We start from the raw sequence: 13,958 nt of genomic DNA, 5'->3' as shown, positions 1-13,958 counted from the left end.
GCTTCCTCCGCCGGTCAGGGCTGGACCAGGTCGCCGTAGGCGTCCGGGCGGCGGTCGCGGTAGAAGGCCCACCGGTTGCGGACCGTCTCGATCAGGTCGAGGTCGAGGTCGCGGACGATCAGCTCCGGCTGGTACGGGTCCCCGGTGTCGCCGACGAACTTGCCTTCCGGGTCGACGAAGTAGGAGGTGCCGTAGAAGTCGTTGTCGCCGTAGTCGGCCTCGACGCCGACCCGGTTGATCGCGGCGATGAAGTACTCGTTGGCCACCGCCGCCGCCGGCTGTTCCAGCTTCCACAGGTACGACGAGAGGCTGCGGCTGGTCGCCGACGGGTTGAACACGATCTGTGCGCCGGCCAGGCCGAGCGCCCGCCAGCCTTCCGGGAAGTGCCGGTCGTAGCAGATGTAGACACCGATGCGGCCGACGGCGGTGTCGAAGACCGGGTAGCCGAGGTTGCCGGGGCGGAAGTAGAACTTCTCCCAGAAGCCCTTGACGTTGGGGATGTGGGTCTTGCGGAACTTGCCCAGGTAGCTGCCGTCGGCGTCGATCACCGCGGCGGTGTTGTAGAGGATGCCGGCCTGCTCCCGTTCGTACATCGGAAGCACCATCACCATGCCGTGCTCGGCGGCCAGGGCGGCGAAGCGTTCGGTGGTCGGCCCGGGGATCGACTCGGCGTACGCGTAGTACTCGCTCTCCTGCACCTGGCAGAAGTACGGCCCGTAGAACAGCTCCTGGAAGCAGATGATCTTCGCGCCGGCGGCGGCCGCCTGCCGCACGTACTCCTCGTGGGCTTTGATCATGGATTCCTTGTCGCCGGTCCAGGCGGTCTGGACGATGGCGGCGCGGACGACTCCTGACATGGGCGGATCCCTTCTGCGGCGGCGGTTTCCCGGCACCGTCGATCCACTGGCGGACAGCATGGCTGACCCGGCCCGCCGGCCGTGAGCTGCGCTTCCCGGCTGGCGAGAAGGTACGACTGTAACCACGCCGGCAATGGCTGACAATCATGTCCGTGTTACCGCTTGTTTCGAATGTGTTATGTGGTCGACCACTGTCGACGAGAGTCGATCTGTGGCGGGCCGGACATGACGACCGGGGCGGTGTCGCGAGTCGCGACACCGCCCCGGTCGGGTGTTTGCGTGGCCGGTACGCCGTCAGGAGGCGCTGCAGGTCACCGACGGGGTGCCGCCGGACGACGAGCCGATGAACCCGAAGCTGGTGCTGGCACCGGCGCCGAGGCTGCCGTTGTAGGCGACGTTACGGGCGGTAACCGTCGACCCGCTGGCCGAGACCGTGGCGTTCCACGCCTGCTGCACGGTCTGCCCGCTCGGGTAGGCCAGGGTCACCGTCCAGCCGCTGATCGCCGAGGAGCCGGCGGTCACCCGGACCTCACCCTGGAAGCCGCCGGACCAGCTCGATGCGACCGTGTAGGAGGCGGTACATCCGGCCGATCCGGGCGGCGGCGTGGTCGGGGGTGCGGTGGTGGGCGGGGCCGTGGTGGGCGGCGGCGTGGTCGGAGGTGCGGTGGTGGGCGGCGGGTTGCTGCCGCCGAAGTTCACGTCGCTGCAGAAGTAGTAGGACTGGTCCATATGGCTGGCCTGCCAGATGGTGTAGACCATGTGTCGGCCGGTGCGCCCCGGCGCGGTCGCCGGGATGTCGATCTGCACCCCGCTGGGCACGCTCTGCCACTGCGACGCCGGCGTGTTGCCGATCTGGGCGACGAGCTCCAGATTGCCCCAGCCCAGTGCCTGGCTGATCGGGTTGAAGCCCTGCCGGGTCACGTACACCCGGATGTAGTCGGCACCGTGGCTGGCTTGATCGAACAATCGGACGCTGAACGAGTTGCTGATTGACTTGGCCCGCCAGTTGCCGATGGCGTCCATGGCGTTGTAGCGGCCGCCCTCGGTGCGTCCACCGCTGCAGAGCTGGCCGTCCGGGATGGCGCCCTGGTGGTTGCCGCCGACGCCTTCGCGGTAGAGGCCGTTCCAGTTCCACATGGCGGCAGCGTTGGCCTGCCATGCCTGATAGCACATGGGATCCTCGGTGGCCATCTCCGGTGCCATGTGGTTCCCGCCCCAGCGGTCGAGACATCCGTAGTTGCGGGAGGCCGGATCGAGCACTGATCCATGGGCCGAGGCGACATTGGCCAGTGCGGTGGTCAGCAGCAGCCCGGCGGCGACGGCAACGACCAGGGCGTACAGCGCGAGTGGTCGCCGGCCGGTGGTGGTGAGTGTGGGCATTACAGACTCCAACCTCGGTTGGTGCGCGCCGGTACGGGGCGCGGTAGCGAAAGCACGGATCGTCGCCCGCGAGCGCGCACGGATGTGCGCTGCGCGTCACGGTCCTGCGGAGAGTTGCCCTGCTCCCGCGTGGCTGCCGGCTCCCGAAGCTGTCCTACCTAAGAATCACGCTCACTTCAACGAAAGTCAATACATGGTGGTGTGTGGGGGCTGCGCGGGGATCGCCGATGAGGGCGGCGGATCTGCCGACCGCGGTCCGCGTCGGCGGCGCGGACCCGCGTGAGCTGCCCACGGCGTCGTCAAACACCCTGACGGGTGATTGCCGACGCGATCGGCAATGTCGCGTCCGGCCTGGCGGCAGACTCGTCCAGTAGCAGGCGAGGGAGGTGGCAGGCGAGGGAGGTGGCGGGTTGTCAGCGACCACGGAGGCCTTCTTCGCCAGCGTCCACGAACGCGATCCTCGGTTGCCCCCAGCAGTCGACGGCTCGCTGCGCTTCGACGTGCGGTACCGCGATCACACTGAGCAGTGGCTGCTGCGTTTCGCGGCGGGCCGCGTGCGGGCCGAACAGTCCGGTGCCGATGCGGATTGTGTCGTCGCCATCGACAGCGTGTTGTTCGAACAGATCCTGTGCGGGAAGGAACGACTCTTCCCCGCATTCATCCGCTTCGGGCTCACCCTGGAGGGCGTGATCGCGTTGCTGCCGATGCTCAACTGGCTGCTGCCCGACATGGTGGGTGCCCGGCATCCGCGGCAGCTGGCGGAGGGTTGGAAGGAAGCCAGGTGACGAACCTCAAGTACACCAGCATCCTCGAAGGCAACCTGTTCATGGTCAGCGACGAGCGCGGTGACGTGTCGCCCTCGACGGATATGCCTACCGGGCTGTTCGGTTTCGACATGCGCTACCTGTCCGTCTGGAATCTCACCGTCAACGGCGAACGCCTCTCCGTGCTGTCCGTTGACGACCTTCAGTACTTCGAATCGCGCTACTTCCTTGTTCCGGGCGAGCCGACCCACTACGTCGACGCGAGCATGTCGGTGATCCGCCAGCGTCGCCTCGGTGGTGGCGCCTTCGTGGAGCAGCTGACCGTGCTCAACCACCAGGAAGTCGCGGTCGACCTACGGGTCCGGCTCGACATCGCCACCGACTTCGCAGACTCCACCGAGTACGCCAACGTGCACAAGAAAGGGAAGATTTCCACCGCTGTCGAGCAGGACACCCTGCACATGTACTACACCCGGGAGAATCAGTGCCGTGAAGTGGTGATCACCAGCAGCGCTGAGGCGGCGATTGACGACCACGGGATGACGTTCGACATCAGCGTCGGGCCGCACGGATCGTGGGAGACCGTCCTGCAGTTGATCTACTGGGTGCGCGGCATCCATGGGCGGGACATCCGGGTGACCGCGCCAAACTTCGACGCCCCGGGCATGGTGGATGCGAGCCGGGTGCTGGCCGAGTGGCTCGCCGCCGCCCCCACCCTGAGCTGTGACTCGGCCCCACTCGACCAGGCGTACCGCCGCAGTCTCACCGATCTGGCGGCACTGCGTTTTACCGGGAACCTGCGTGGGGAACAGCAGTTCTCCGCCGGACTGCCCTGGATGATGGGACTGCAGGGTCGGGACAGCATCGTAACCTGCCTGCAGCTACTGCCGTTCATCCCGTCGATGGTGCCGAACGTCCTGCACTTTCTCGCGGACGCGCAGGGAACCCGGCTCGACGACTTCGCCGAGGAGGAACCCGGCAAGATCCTCCAGGAGTTCCGGTTCGGAGAGCGAGCCGGGTTCGGGGAGATCGCCGCCTGCCCCTACTACGGTGCGGCCGACACGACGCCGCTGTTCGTCATCCTGCTCGACGCGTACGACAGATGGACCGGAGATACCTCGATCGCCCAGGAGCTCGAGTTCCACACCCGACGGGCGTTGCGGTGGATCGACGAGTACGGCGACATCATGGGCGACGGCTACCTCTGGTACGCCAGACGCAACGACCGACTTGGCGTGGAGAACCAGTGCTGGAAAGACACGCCCGATGCCATTTCCTACCGCGATGGTCGGTTACCGGTCGGCCCCCGGGCCACTTGCGAGCTCCAGGGTTATGCCTACGACGCCAAACGTCGCGGTGCCCGGTTGGCCCGTGAGGTGTGGAACGATCCGGCGTACGCCGCCGAGCTCGAAGCCCAGGCCGCCGAGCTCAAGCGCCGGTTCAACCAGAGGTTCTGGATCCGCGACGGCCGCTACTACGCGCTCGGCGTGGACGCCGATGGCAACCACGTCGACGCCTGCGCCTCGAACATGGGGCACCTGCTGTGGAGCGGTATCGTCGACCCGGACAAGGCTCGGCACGTCGTCAAACATCTGATGAGCGAGCGGCTCTTCACCGGCTGGGGCATCCGTACCCTTGCCGAGGGCGACGGGCGGTACAGCCCGGTCGGCTTCCACACCGGGGCGATCTGGCCGTTCGACAACGCCCTCATCGCCCACGGCATGCGTCAGTACGGCTTCCATCAGGAAGCCGCCCGGGTAGCGGGTGCCATCATCGATGCTTCGGAGTTCTTCGACGGCCGCCTGCCCAGCGCGTTCGCGGGCTACGACCGGAAGTTGACCAAGTATCCGGTTCAGCTGCCGGCTGCGTGCAGCCCGCACTCCTGGTCGGCCGGGGCGGTGTTGATGTTCCTGTGTTCCATGCTCGGTCTCGACCCGAAGGGCGAGCATCTGATCGTCCGCCCGCACCTGCCGCGCGGCATCGGCCGGATCGAGCTGCTGGACCTCCCCGGTCGGTGGGGGCTGGTCGACGTGTTCGGCCGTGGGCACTGATCCGTCGCATGCAGCCGACTCCGGTAGGTCAACCCGAGGCAGGGCACCGGCGACGCCGGGTGGAGTATCCGCAGCGGCTACCGGGTACCGCAAAGGGACGACCTGCCGACGACCAAGGAAGGACCTACGGTGACTTCGACCACGCCCCGTACCACCCTCGCCGACCTGGCCACCGTCCCCGGCCCGTTCGTGTCGCTCTACCTGGACACCAGCGGCCGGGCCCCGGACACCGGCGAGCAGGTCCAGCTGCGCTGGCGGGCGGCCCGCCAACGGCTGGCCGAGGCGGGGGCGCCTGGCGAACTGCTCGACGTGATCGGCGGGCTGACGAACCGGGCCTACGCCGACGGGGACACCCTGGTGGTGATCGCCGACGCAGAGCGGGTGCGGCTGGTGCGTCAGCTGCCGGAACCGCCGGAGCGGGAGATCGCCAGCTACGGTGCGATCCCGCACCTGTTGCCCCTGTTGCGCTGGCAGCAGCGGCAGCTACCCGTTCTGGTGGTGGCGACCGACCGGGTCGGCGCCGAGATCGTCGCCCTGCAGCCGGACGGTGTGGAGGTGACCGAGTCGGTCGCCGGGGAGACGTTGCACATCACCCGGTCGCATCCGGGCGGCTGGTCCCAGCGGCGGTACCAGCAGCGGGCCGAGGACCGCTGGGAGGCCAACGCGACGCTGGTGGCCGAGCGGCTCGCCGAACTGGTCGACGAGGTCCGACCCCGGGCGGTCGTGGTCACCGGGGACGTCCGGGCGGTGCAGTTCCTACGGGACAAGTCGCCGACCCGGGTCGCCGAACTGCTGCACGAGGTGCAGGGCGCCTACGACACCACCGACGCGGCGGTCGAACAGGCCGTCGACGTGGTGGAGGGCATCGCCGACGCGGACGTGGCCGCCGCCGTCGCGGCGTACCGGCGGGAGATCGGCCAGGCTGACCGGGCCGCCGCTGGGGCGTCGGACACGCTCGCGACGCTCGCCCGCCGGCAGGTCGACACCCTGCTGCTGGTCGACGACCCGCAGCTGACAACCCGTTCGGCGTACGCCGGACCGCAGCCCGACCAGGTCGGTGCCACGGTCGGCGCGGTGGCCGTTTTCGGCGTGACGGATCCCGTCGAGGTGCCGCTGGGTGATGCCGCCGTGCGGGCCGCCCTCGCCGGCGGAACCCGGCTGGTGGTGGTGCCGGACAAGCTCGCCGACCAGGTGCCCGACGGCGTCGGTGCGATCCTGCGCTACACCGTCTGACCGGGCGGCAGGGACGTCCGACCCGGCTGGCGGGCCGGTCAGCGGTGCGAATGTGGGCGGGCCACCAGCACCGGGCAGTGTGCGTGGTGCACCAGTGTCTGACTGACCGAGCCGAGCAGCAGCCCGGTGAAGCCGCCGCGACCACGGGAACCGACCACCACCAGACCGGCCTTGCGGCTCGCCTCGACCATCACCGCGTCCGCCTCGACCCCTTCCAACGGCCGCTGCTCGATGGGCAGGTCCGGATGGCGTCGCCGGACGGCGGCGACGGCGGCGTCGAGCAGTTCGTCGGCCTCCCGGCGGGCACCGTCGGCCGGTGCCGCGACCTCCGTGCTGTCCCGCATCGGACTCGGCCACCAGACGTGGAGTACGGCCAGCCCGACCCGGCGCGCGGCGGCTTCGTCGGCTGCGGCGTGCAGGGCTTGCTCCGCGTGCGCCGAACCGTCGACGCCGACCAGTACCGGGCCGTCCGCCTCGACGGGCGCATCCGGTGGCCGGACCACCAGCACTGGGCAGTGTGCGTGCCCGGCCACCTGTGAACTGACCGAGCCGAGCAGCAGCCCGGTGAAGCCGCCGAGGCCCCGACTGCCGACCACGACCAGCTCCGCGTGCCGAGACTCCTCGATCAACGTAGGGGCCCCGCCGGCTGCCACCTGCCGGGTCTGCACCGTTATGCCGGGCCGCTCGCCGCGCAGCTGCGCGGCGGTCTCGGCGAGCATCCGCTCACCTTCCTCGTTCGGCCCGGGTAGTTCGCCGTCGTACGGATTGATCGGGATCCCGTACCCGAAGGCGTGCAGATAGCCGTGGACCAGTACCAACGGCGCGCCGTGCCGGACCGCGGCCTCGGCGGCGTGCCGGGCGGCGCACAAGCTGGCCGGTGATCCGTCCACCCCTGCGACGATCGGGTCACTCATCGTTCCTCCAGGACCGTGTCGATCACGTCGGCCGGATCCCGACGTGGCGTCGGTCGGCCGGGCTGACCGTATCCGATCCTGATGACCATTTGTGGTGTTCCGAATCGTCCGAGTGCCAGCCGGAGCTGCTCGCGGGCCTGAGTGACCTCGATCGGCTGGGACAGCATCGACGCGGCCAGGCCGGCGTCGGTGGCCGTCAACAACACCCGCTGCAGCGCCTGCCCGGCGGTGAGCTGGTCGCTCGGCGTGTTGCCGGTCGCGCCGAGCACCGCCACCAGCGGCTCGGACTCGAAGTCGCGGCCAGGGGTGCGACGGGCACTGCCGAACGGTCGCCGGGGAAGCAGGTCGTGCGGCTCCGCGACCGGTCCACCGGCGGCCGCCGGCACCCCGTCCGGTGCCGGGAAGTGCCGGGTCCACCGCGCTACTTCCGCCCGGTACCCGGGATCCCGGTCGAGCACCCGGTTGGCGCTGGTGGCGATCTCCGCGACGGCGGTGACGGCGGTTGAGCCGACCACCAGCTCCAGCCAGCCGCCCTCGGCCTGGGCCGCCTCGATCAGCCGCCGCCGCACCGGCGGCGGCACCGGATCCGGCCGCAACGGCAGCCGGTTGCTGTGCCGGCGTGGCACTGCGGCGTACAGCCTGGACTCGGCCGGCGTGACTGGCCGCGGTGGTCCGGGCACCAGCCGGGCCAGCAGCCACGGGTCGGCCGGCTCGGGGCGGAGCCGGACCTCGGCCGGTGTGCCGGCGGCGGCCAGGGCAAGCCGCAGGTTGAACAGGGCGGCCCCGCAGCCGATCCGGGCGGCCCAGCCGGTCGGATCGCAGGCGGTGAGCAGCCGGTCCGGGTCGAGCCGGAGCTCGATCGCGCTGCCGACCAGCCGGAACCGCCACGGCTGGCTGTTGTGCAGCGACGGGGCGCGGACCGCCGCGGTCACCGCGGTGCGCAGCTGGGCCATGGTGAACGTGGTGGTCAACATGACTACACGGTGTCCGGTCCGGGCCGGCACCGGCAGGGCCGTACGTCCCGGATCCTCCCGGGCCACCGGGCCCGTCCGTCTCGACTGCCTCGCCCGCCGTCACCTGCCCCAGGCGACCCCGGCGCCCGGGACTTTGGTCCCTGGCTGTAGCGCCCCGCGACAGGGTAGAAACAGAGGATGATCCGCGTCTTCCTGCTCGACGACCATGAGGTCGTCCGCCGTGGCCTTGCCGACCTGCTGCAGAGCAGCGGTGACATCGAGGTGATCGGCGAGTCCGGGTCCGCGCAGGAGGCTGCCCGGCGCATCCCGGCGCTGCGCCCGGACGTGGCGATCCTCGACGCCCGGCTGCCGGACGGCAACGGCATCGACGTCTGCCGGGACGTGCGGGCCGTCGACTCGTCCATCAACGGGCTGATCCTCACCTCGTACGAGGACGACGAAGCGCTCTTCGCCGCGATCATGGCCGGTGCCGCCGGTTACGTGCTCAAGCAGATCCGGGGCACCGACCTGGTGGACGCGGTACGCCGGGTGGCGGCCGGTCAGTCGCTGCTCGACCCGGCGGTGACCCGCCGGGTGCTGGAGCGGATCCGCAGCGGCGTCGAGGAGCCGCACGAGCTGAAGTCGCTCACCGAGCAGGAACGCCGGATCCTGGAGTACGTCGCCGAAGGGCTGACCAACCGGGAGATCGCCGGCAAGATGTTCCTCGCCGAGAAGACCGTGAAGAACTACGTCTCCAGCCTGCTCGCCAAGCTCGGCCTGGAGCGGCGGACCCAGGCGGCGGTGCTCGCCACCCGGCTGCTCGGCCCGCGTCACTGACCCTGCCGTAACGGGACCATTCCGGGTCAGGTCAGTCCCGTAACGGGACCATTCCGGGTCAGGTCAGTCCCGTAACGGGACTTTCCAGGTCAGGATGGTGCCGCGCGGATCCCCGGCGGCCACCGAGAAGGCTCCGTCGCGCTGTTCGGCACGTTCCCGCATGTTGACCAACCCGCCCCGGGCGGCGGCCGGGTCCACTCCGACGCCGTTGTCGGTCACCGTCAGCGCGATTTCCCCGCCGAGTGCTGACACCCGTACCGCGACCTGGCTCGCCCGGGCATGCCGTACCACGTTGGACAGCGCCTCCCGCAGCACCGCCAGCAGGTCCGGACGGATCTGGTCAGGCACGGCGCTGTCCACCGGCCCGTCCAGTTGCAGGGCGGGCCGGAAGCCCAACCCGTCGGCGGCCGAGTCGACCGCCTCGCGCAACTCGGTACGCAGGACCGCGCTCATCGGGGTACGCAGCTCGAAGATCGCCCGGCGGATGTCCCTGATGGTGGAGTCCAGATCGTCGACGGCGGTGTTGATCCGTGTTCCGATCTCCGGTCGGCCACTGCACAGCGGCATGGCGCTCTGCAACTGCAGCCCAGTGGCGAACAGCCGCTGGATCACCACGTCGTGCAGGTCGCGGGCGATCCGTTCCCGGTCCTCCAGCACCACCAGCAGCTCGCGTTCCTCCTGCGCCCGGGCCCGCTCGATGGCCAGCGCCGCCTGACCGGCGAAGCTGGCCAGCAGCGGCGCGTCCCCGTCGGCCGGCCCGGCAGCGTCCGCGCGGTGCGCCACCACCAGCACGCCGTGCAGTGTCTCCGAGACCGTCAGCGGAGAGATCACCGCCGGTCCGGCGGTGACCGGCACCGGCCACGGTGCCGCCTTCGCCAGGCTCTCCACCATGATCGGCTCACCGCTGGTGATCGCGCCGGCGAAGCTGGTCTCACCAGCCGGCAGCACCGCGCCGACCAGCCCGGAGGTCGACCCCCGCGGTACGTCCACCACCTCGACCGTGAACTGGGCCGCCTCGTCATCGTTGACCAGGACCAGCACCATCTCCGCCTCGGCCACCTCACGTGCCCGCCGGGCGACCAGGGCCAGCGCGTCGGTGCGGCGCACGGTGCCGAGCAGTACGCCGGTGATCTCTGCGGTGGCGGCCAGCCAACGTTCGCGTCGGTTGGCCAACTCGTACAGCCGGGCGTTCTCGATCGCCACGCCGGCGGCGGCGGCCAGCGCCGTCACGATCTCCTCGTCGTCCTCGGTGAACTCGGCCGCGCCCTGCTTCTCGGCCAGGTACAGGTTGCCGAACACCTGGTTGCGGATGCGCAGCGGCACTCCCAGGAAACTGTGCATCGGCGGATGGTGCGGCGGGAATCCGTACGACCGCGGGTGCCTGGTGATGTCCGGCATCCGCACCGGTGCCGGATCGTCGATGAGCAGGCCGAGAACGCCCCGACCGTGCGGCAGGTCACCGATCGCCGCGTGCGTCTGCGGGTCGATGCCGTGGGTGACGAAATCGACCAGATGGCGGTCCGGGCCGATCACCCCGAGGGCGCCGTACCGGGCTCCGGCCAACCCGCACGCCGCCTCGACGATGCGCCGCAGGGTGCTGTGCAGCTCCAGGTCGGTGCCGATGCCGACCACCGCGTCGAGCAACGCACGGAGCCGCTCCCGACTGGTGACGACCTCGCCGACCCGGTCGAGCATCTCGTGTAGCAGCTGGTCCAGTCGGACCCGGGACAGTGGGGTCAGGCCGAGCGACGGCGCGTCGCGGTGCTCGGCCGGCGGGGGGTTCGCGGCGCTCACAGCGACGATGCTAGCCGGCCCGTCGCCGGACCGGCTCGGCTCGCCGCCCGCCGGTCCGGCCCACTCAGTGCCGTGCCGGCCTGACCACGACCAGCGGACACTGACTGCGGTACAGCAGGGCGTTGCTCACCGAGCCGAGCAGCAGCCCGGTGAAGCCGCCCCGCCCGCGGGCGCCGACCACCAGCAGCTGACCCCGGGCCGACTCCTCGGTCAGCACCTTCGTCGCCCGCCCCTGGACCGACAGCTGCCGTACGGTCAGGTCGGGATGCCGCTGGCGGACCCCGGCCACCGACTCGGCGAGCAGCGCCTCCTCCTCCGCCTGCAGCGCCGCCGCGTCGTAGACCAGCGGTTGCATGTCACCCGGTCCGATAGACGGCGGATGGGTCCAGGTGTGGACCGCGAGCAACTCCGTACCGCGCAGGTCGGCCGCCTCGGCGGCGAACCCGACGGCCTGTGCCGACAGCTCGGAGCCGTCCACCCCGACGATGACCGGACCGCTGCGGTCGCAGTCGCCCCGGGCCACCAGCACCGGGCCGTCGGCGTGGGTCGCCACCTGGGAGGCGACGGAGCCGATCAGCGCCCCGGAGATCGGTCCGAATCCGTGGTCGCCGAGGACGACCAGCGCGGCGGAGCGTGCCTCGGCGAGCAGGACCATTGCGGCGGCCCCGTCGACCACCTGGGTGGCGATCTCGAGCTGCGGCGCTTCGTCGGCCGCCGCCTTGGCCGCCTCGTCGACGATCTCCCGGGTGTACCGTTCGACCTCACCTTCCGGCGGCACCGCTGGTGCCAACGCCATCGGTGCCTGCAGCGCCGGCCAGACGAAGGCGTGCACGATCCGCAGCGGGCGCCGTCGCATCGCGGCCTCCCGGGCGGCCAGCCGGACGGCCTGCACCGCGGCCTTGGAACCGTCGACGCCGACCAGTACGGGTCCGTCGGGATTCATCGACCCTCCTCGGGGTCGGTGGCGTGGGGGTTCGCGGCGTTCACCTCACTGGTGTCCACCAGCTGAGCCGCCGGTATCCTCGGCGGGTGCGGTGGGCCGGCGTGGTCCGGGCTGGCGATGCCGAGCCGTAGCACCAGGTACGGGTAGCCGAGCCCGGCGAGGATGTGTCGCAGGGTCTGCCGGGTGGCGGCCACCTCGACCGCCCCGCTCAGCGGAACCACCGAGATGCCCAGCTCGGTCGCGGTCAGCCAGGCCGACGAGAGCGCCTCGCCAGCGGCCAGCCAGGACGTCGGTTCGTCGTCGTCACCGAAGAGCAGGGCGTAGACGGCGGCCCGGTCGTGCCCGCCGCCGACCGGCAGGGTGCCGGACCGGCCGAAGTCGCGTCCGGGCACCGTGGTCTGCGCGGCCCGCTCCGGCAGGACCTCCTCGGGCAGTCCGGTGCCGGGCGGGGTGCCCAGCCCGGTCCAGTAGTCGAGTTCGCCGCGGATCTGCGGGTCCTCCGACTCGGCCTCCTCCGCCCGGCTGGCCGCCGCAGCGAGCAGCATCACCTGGTCGGAGGAGAGGATCTGCAGCTGGACGCCGGTGCCGGCGGCGGCGGTGACCGCGGTGACCGCCGCGACCGGTAGCGGTTCGTCGCTGACCGGCCGACGGTCGGTGTGTCGCACCTGCATCGCCTGGAACATCCGGACGGTGTCGGCCTGGACCGCGATCCGTTCGGTGGGTCGCAGCACCGCCAGCAGGTCCTCCTCGGCCGGGTCCGGCAGCCGTTGCACCTGCGCCGTCCAGCCCTGAGCGGCGAGCGCGATCCTCGCGTGGTGCAGCGCGGCGCCGCAGCTGAGGATGAGCAACCGGCGGTCCGGATCGGTGGCCGGCAACTGCCGGTCCCGGGCGGCGCGCAGCTCCAGACTGTCCGGCCGGACCCGCCATTGCCACGGCTGGGTGTTGTGCACCGACGGCGCGTAGCCGGCGGCCGCGGCGGCCTCGGCCAGTACGGCGGCCAACGGCCGGTCGGCGGTCGCGGCGTCGACGCCGGTCACCGCCGTGTCGACGGTGGTCCCGGTCCCGGTCCCGGTCCCGTTGGTGGTGACCTCGTCCATCTGCTGCCTCCTGGTCTGGGTCTGCTACGCCGACGGCTCGTGGCCGACGGGACGCGGGGAATCCGGACCCGAACCACGTCCGTTCCCGCTCCGGGACAGATGTAACACCAGTGCGGGCAGCGCCGCGACAGCGGCACAGGCCGCCAACTCGGTCAGGGCCAGCGGCTCGGTGCCGAGCAGCGCCCGCAGCGGACCGAGGTGGACCCCGGCGAGCTGCAGCAGGCCCGCCCCGGCCACCGCGAATACCAGCGCCGGGTTCGCCATCCGCCGTCGGCCGTCGGCCGCCGTCGTACCCCGTTGAGTGCCTTCCGCCGCCGTGCCCCGACGGGCCCGGACCGCGAGCGCGACGCCCAGCTGGGCCAGCCCGAGGGTGACGAAGACCACCGTCTGCCAGGGCCGGCCCATGTGGTACGCGGCGACACCGGCCGCCAGGGTGACCGCCGTGATCAACGTGCCGGTGGTGAGCACCCCGGCGAGCAGGCCGGCGCCGAGCACCGACTCGGTGGGCGGTCGGGGTGGCCGGCGCGATCCGCCCCAACGCGCTGTCGGCGCCGGTCCGGGTGACGATGCCGGTCGCCCGGCCGGCGACGACGACGGTGCCGGCGTGGGCCCGGTCACCGTCGTCGTGCTGCACCGGCACCGATTCACCGGTCAGTGTCGACTCGTCGCAGCGCAGCCGGGTCGCGGCGGTGAGGACCAGATCGGCGGGGACGATGTCGCCAGCGGTGATCTTCACCAGATCGCCCGGGACCAGTTCGGCCGCCGGCACGACCCGGTCGACACCGTCGCGTCGCACCCGGGCCACCGGCGCCGCCAGCCGGTCCAGCGCGGCGACCGCCCGGTCCGCCCGGACCTCCTGAACCACGCCGATACTGGTGTTCACCACCACCACGAGCAGGATCACCACGGTGTTCGGGTAGTCGGCGAGTGCCGTGGTGACCACCCCGGCGGCGAGCAGCAGCACGACCAGCGGATCGCTCAGTTGGCGGGCCACCCGGCGGACCAGCCCGGTGCGGTCGGGCCCGCCCGGCACGATGTTCGGCCCGTACTCGATGGTCCGCCGGGTGACCTCGGCGGCGTCCAGTCCACCCGGATCGACCGGTGGCACGGGATCGACGGCAGGTACGCCCGGATC

12 protein-coding genes and 1 pseudogene are annotated in these 13,958 nt (G+C 71.1%); 4 read left to right on the top strand and 9 right to left on the bottom strand.

The window, feature by feature from the left end; translation table 11 throughout:
- Positions 1 to 14: 14 nt before the first annotated feature.
- Both O7543_RS09380 and O7543_RS09375 read right to left on the bottom strand, forming a co-directional pair.
- Entirely contained in the window at positions 15 to 857 is an 843-nt protein-coding gene (locus O7543_RS09380) for a nitrilase-related carbon-nitrogen hydrolase (protein WP_281554180.1), read from the bottom strand.
- A gap of 294 nt (positions 858 to 1,151) precedes the next feature.
- Positions 1,152 to 2,237: a lytic polysaccharide monooxygenase gene (locus tag O7543_RS09375; protein ID WP_281554181.1), complete on the bottom strand. Its 1,086-nt coding sequence runs from the start codon at positions 2,235 to 2,237 to the stop codon at positions 1,152 to 1,154.
- A gap of 410 nt (positions 2,238 to 2,647) precedes the next feature.
- Between O7543_RS09375 and O7543_RS09370 the strand changes: the two genes are divergently transcribed.
- From O7543_RS09370 to O7543_RS09360, 3 genes are all read left to right on the top strand, one after another.
- Complete coding sequence (locus O7543_RS09370; protein WP_281554182.1) at positions 2,648 to 3,022, top strand: SCP2 sterol-binding domain-containing protein; 375 nt, start codon at positions 2,648 to 2,650, stop codon at positions 3,020 to 3,022.
- Positions 3,019 to 5,052, top strand: coding sequence for a glycogen debranching N-terminal domain-containing protein (locus tag O7543_RS09365; RefSeq protein ID WP_281554183.1), 2,034 nt, complete (start codon positions 3,019 to 3,021; stop codon positions 5,050 to 5,052). The genes O7543_RS09370 and O7543_RS09365 overlap by 4 nt, the downstream gene beginning before the upstream one ends.
- Positions 5,053 to 5,181: 129 nt before the next feature.
- Entirely contained in the window at positions 5,182 to 6,285 is a 1,104-nt protein-coding gene (locus tag O7543_RS09360) for a Vms1/Ankzf1 family peptidyl-tRNA hydrolase (RefSeq protein ID WP_281554184.1), read from the top strand.
- 38 nt (positions 6,286 to 6,323) lie between these two features.
- Here O7543_RS09360 and O7543_RS09355 read toward each other — a convergent pair whose 3' ends face one another.
- Positions 6,324 to 7,199, bottom strand: coding sequence for a universal stress protein (locus O7543_RS09355; RefSeq protein ID WP_281554185.1), 876 nt, complete (start codon positions 7,197 to 7,199; stop codon positions 6,324 to 6,326).
- Positions 7,196 to 8,170 carry a nitroreductase family protein gene (locus O7543_RS09350; RefSeq protein WP_281555529.1) on the bottom strand — a complete coding sequence of 325 codons (975 nt, stop codon included), beginning with the start codon at positions 8,168 to 8,170 and terminating at the stop codon, positions 7,196 to 7,198. The genes O7543_RS09355 and O7543_RS09350 overlap by 4 nt, the downstream gene beginning before the upstream one ends.
- Before the next feature lie 180 nt (positions 8,171 to 8,350).
- Here O7543_RS09350 and O7543_RS09345 point away from each other — a divergent pair, with 180 nt between their 5' ends.
- On the top strand, positions 8,351 to 8,989 hold the full coding sequence (locus O7543_RS09345) for a response regulator transcription factor (protein ID WP_123600861.1): 639 nt from the start codon (positions 8,351 to 8,353) through the stop codon (positions 8,987 to 8,989).
- Positions 8,990 to 9,052: 63 nt separating this feature from the next.
- On the opposite strand, the gene O7543_RS09340 is transcribed toward O7543_RS09345, so the two are convergent.
- From O7543_RS09340 to O7543_RS09320, 5 genes and pseudogenes are all read right to left on the bottom strand, one after another.
- Positions 9,053 to 10,684 (bottom strand): GAF domain-containing protein, encoded by a 1,632-nt coding sequence (locus tag O7543_RS09340; protein ID WP_281555530.1) that lies wholly within the window; start codon positions 10,682 to 10,684, stop codon positions 9,053 to 9,055.
- 163 nt (positions 10,685 to 10,847) lie between these two features.
- A complete protein-coding gene (locus tag O7543_RS09335; RefSeq protein WP_281554186.1) occupies positions 10,848 to 11,726 on the bottom strand; it encodes a universal stress protein in 879 nt (292 codons plus the stop codon).
- A complete protein-coding gene (locus O7543_RS09330; protein WP_281554187.1) occupies positions 11,723 to 12,823 on the bottom strand; it encodes a nitroreductase in 1,101 nt (366 codons plus the stop codon). Before O7543_RS09330 ends, O7543_RS09335 begins: the two co-directional genes overlap by 4 nt.
- Before the next feature lie 24 nt (positions 12,824 to 12,847).
- On the bottom strand, positions 12,848 to 13,318 hold the full coding sequence (locus tag O7543_RS09325) for a cation-translocating P-type ATPase C-terminal domain-containing protein (protein WP_281554188.1): 471 nt from the start codon (positions 13,316 to 13,318) through the stop codon (positions 12,848 to 12,850).
- Positions 13,319 to 13,382: 64 nt separating this feature from the next.
- Positions 13,383 to 13,856, bottom strand: a pseudogene (locus O7543_RS09320) (HAD-IC family P-type ATPase); the annotation flags it as partial.
- Positions 13,857 to 13,958 lie beyond the last annotated feature (102 nt).

Source organism: Solwaraspora sp. WMMA2080 (genome assembly GCF_027497395.1).
Lineage (GTDB): Bacteria > Actinomycetota > Actinomycetes > Mycobacteriales > Micromonosporaceae > Micromonospora_E.
Note: the sequence above shows the minus strand (reverse complement) of the source record. Positions and strands in the feature narration are given on the sequence as shown.

Coding starts and splice junctions, on each gene's coding strand:
- O7543_RS09335 (WP_281554186.1), bottom strand. CDS start 11,726: ATGAATCCCGACGGACCCGTACTGGTCGGCGTCGACGGTTCCAAGGCC.
- O7543_RS09330 (WP_281554187.1), bottom strand. CDS start 12,823: ATGGACGAGGTCACCACCAACGGGACCGGGACCGGGACCGGGACCACC.
- O7543_RS09355 (WP_281554185.1), bottom strand. CDS start 7,199: ATGAGTGACCCGATCGTCGCAGGGGTGGACGGATCACCGGCCAGCTTG.
- O7543_RS09345 (WP_123600861.1), top strand. CDS start 8,351: ATGATCCGCGTCTTCCTGCTCGACGACCATGAGGTCGTCCGCCGTGGC.
- O7543_RS09340 (WP_281555530.1), bottom strand. CDS start 10,684: ATGCTCGACCGGGTCGGCGAGGTCGTCACCAGTCGGGAGCGGCTCCGT.
- O7543_RS09375 (WP_281554181.1), bottom strand. CDS start 2,237: ATGCCCACACTCACCACCACCGGCCGGCGACCACTCGCGCTGTACGCC.
- O7543_RS09380 (WP_281554180.1), bottom strand. CDS start 857: ATGTCAGGAGTCGTCCGCGCCGCCATCGTCCAGACCGCCTGGACCGGC.